The organism is Actinosynnema sp. NPDC023658 (genome assembly GCF_040639995.1).
GTDB lineage: Bacteria > Actinomycetota > Actinomycetes > Mycobacteriales > Pseudonocardiaceae > Actinosynnema.
Window position 1 is genome coordinate 1 of record NZ_JBFAAX010000825.1, and the last position, 2,488, is coordinate 2,488.

At 72.5% G+C, this 2,488-nt stretch carries 2 protein-coding genes; one reads left to right on the forward strand and one right to left on the reverse strand.

Annotated elements, in window-relative coordinates; all coding sequences use genetic code 11:
- A partial coding sequence (locus tag AB0G02_RS35240) for a cytochrome P450 (RefSeq protein ID WP_360803281.1) occupies nt 1-770 on the reverse strand: 770 nt, incomplete at its 3' end.
- 622 nt (nt 771-1,392) lie between these two features.
- Between AB0G02_RS35240 and AB0G02_RS35245 the strand changes: the two genes are divergently transcribed.
- Nucleotides 1,393-2,488, forward strand: a 1,096-nt coding sequence (locus AB0G02_RS35245; RefSeq protein WP_360803284.1) for a hypothetical protein, incomplete at its 3' end; no start/stop codon positions are given.

Here is a 2,488-nt window from a genome sequence, read left to right on the forward strand (position 1 = left end):
GACCCGGCGACCAGCATGGTCAACACCTGGTCGCCGACCTCGGCGTCGTCCAGTCGACCGCGTCCGTCCTCGTCGCGCGCGGCGAGCAGCGAGGACAGCAGGTCACCCCGGTCACCGGCGTCGCGGCGGCCGTCCGCGACCACGGTGCCGATGTCGCGACGCAGATCGGCCAGGGCCCGGTCGAAGCGGCGGTTGACCGGCACGGGCAGCCGTTGCAGCAGGTCGGGCACGAACATCCGCGCGGTCACCTGGTGCAGCAACGTCTCCACCGACTTCCGCATCCGGTCCACCACGGCGTCGTCGGCGCGGGTGGTGAACAGGCACCGCAGCACCGTGCGCAACGCCGCGCCGAACAAGGCGGGATAGATGTCGACGACCTGCCCGTCCCGCCATCCCGACGTCAGCGCCGACGCTTCCTCCTCCATGACCTCCGCGTACCGCTCCAGCCGCGCGTGGTGGAACGCGGGCTGGATCAGCCGCCGCTGCCTGCGGTGCTCGGCGTGCGGACAACTGCCGACCCCGTTGCCGATCGTGGCCCGCACCCGGTCGAAGAACGGCCCGCCCTTGTCGAACACCCGGTCGTCGGTCAACACCTGCCACAGCAGGTCCGGGTGGCACGGCACCACGGCCCGCACCGGCCCCAACCGCACCTCCACCAGGTCACCGTGGGCCGACAACGACCCGACGAACCCCACCGGGTCGCGCATCATCGGCCAGGCGTGCCCGATCACCGGCAGCGCTCCCGGCACCACCACCGCCGTGCGGTTCATGGGACCTCCAACGGATCACCCGGAGCCGATCGAACTCGGGTGCAGCGCCGGTCGCACCAGCCGGCGCCGACGCAGGTGCGACGGACCGCCCGACACGATCAACCCGTTGCCCGACAACGCGATGCCACGCACGAAGGGTGGAACCGCGCTCGAACGCCTGGTCCCGCACCGCCGTCAACCCGTGCACCGGGCCCGGCCGGTTCACCACGTGGATCGGCTTGACTCCGTCCTCCTCCTCGCGCGCCGCAACCAGGCACGTCGGAGATGCACCCAGCCGAACCGCGGCCCCTCCCGGTTCCCACCATGGATCCGACCGGCCGGGCCCGCAGAACGCGACCACACGATCAGCCGACCGGCATCCAGGTGACCCCTCGGACCGACCCGCTCCCGCTTCACCGGACGACCGGACACGACACGTTCAGGTCGACCCACACGCCGCCGGGCGTGCAAGGCACATGATCGGCCGCCGGGTCCTGTCCCAAAGGCGGCAGTCGGGTCCCTCCAAGCGGTGACGGGCCGGTAGGGGTGTGGCTCTCGTGGTGGGCGGTGTCCCCGTTTGGTGGCACACCCGATCGGGGTGTCAGGGCTGACAGGCGCGCGGGCACGGCGGAGGCTGGTCGGTATGAGGGGTGCGGGCGTGGCCGTGCCGGCGTTGGTGCTGATGCTGACCGCAGCGGCTCCGGCGGGCGTGCGCGAACGGGGAGTGGTGGTCGACTCGGACCGGTCGGCTGCCTGGCACGGCTGGGTGGTTCGGGACGACCCGCGGGTGCGGGACGTGCCCGAGTGCCGGCCGGTGGGGTGCGACCGGGTCGAGGTGGCGGTGCGCCTGCCCTCGCGGCTGCGGGACCGGGCCGGCGGGGTCGAGCTGGCCATCCGCACGGTCGTCGCGACCCCCGACGACAGCCTGGGCTTCGCCGTCTACCGGGCCGGTCGCCGGGTCGCTCTCGCGGACGCGCAGATCGGCACGTCCCGCTCGGTGTGGCTGCCGAAGCTCACCGCCCACTACACCGTCTACGTCTTCCGGAATCCGTTCCGGCCCGAGCTGGCGTCGTCCACCGTCCGGTACGAGGGCACGGTGGAGAACGAGGACTCGCGGGTCGAACCCGTGCCCCGCGACCTGCTGCCCGACCTGGAGGCGCTGCCGCAGCGGTTCGCGACCTTCGACACGCCGCCGCCGTTCTTCGGTGACTCGGCCGAGCCGGGCTCGTCGTGCTTCCGCAGCGAGGTCGACGAGCGGGACGCGCGGCTGTGCCTGCGGTTCGGTCAGGCGATGGTCAACACCGGCGACGGCCCGGTGGACGTCCGCTACCGCGCGCCCGCCGGCGAGCGGCCGGACGAGGTGCCCGGCGCCCAGCGCATCCACCGCTCCGACGGGACGTTCACCGACGTTCCGTCGGTAGGCGTGCTGCGCTACCACCCGATCCACTCCCACTACCACTTCGAGGACTTCTCCGTCTCCGAGCTGTGGGCGGTGGACGCCGCCGGACGGCCGACGGGGACCGAACCCGCCGCCACCGGGAAGAAGAACGGCTTCTGCATGGCCGACACCGAGCTGGCGTGGTGGGATCGCAAGGGCGACGCGCCGCAGAGCTACCCGGCACCGCGCTGCCTCGACCCCGAACCGGACTCGCCGCCGGGGGTCGACGCGTTCAAGAACGGCATCAGCAGGGGCTGGGCGGACGAGTACTGGTGGGCGCTACCCGACCAGATGATCGAAG